The organism is Colwellia echini (assembly GCF_002843355.2).
Lineage (GTDB): Bacteria > Pseudomonadota > Gammaproteobacteria > Enterobacterales > Alteromonadaceae > Colwellia > Colwellia echini.
Genome location: NZ_PJAI02000126.1, coordinates 1 through 285 on the forward strand (window position 1 = coordinate 1; position 285 = coordinate 285).

General features: G+C 44.2%; 1 protein-coding gene. It reads right to left on the bottom strand.

What is annotated here, in order from left to right; all coding sequences use genetic code 11:
* On the bottom strand, window positions 1-285 hold a 285-nt coding region (locus tag CWS31_RS17705; protein ID WP_170252932.1), incomplete at both ends, for a hypothetical protein.

Consider the following 285-nt stretch of genomic DNA (forward strand, 5'->3'; position numbering starts at 1 on the left):
ACCCGCAGTGCCATTAATCGCGTACGTGTTTGCGCCATTGCCACCACTGATATCGCCAATAGAAACACCCGTATTTACGGTGAAACTGTCAATGCCATTACCGCCGACTAACTTCACAAAGTCTGTAAAACTAATACCGTTTAAGGTACCTGCATTATTACCATTAACTAACCAGGTGTTCGCGCTGTCGCCTGTTAAAGTGGCATTACCCACACCATCAATTAATTCAAATCCTGAGATGTCTGTGATTAATAAACTGCCGTCGGTTGCCGTAAGGTTAAACGT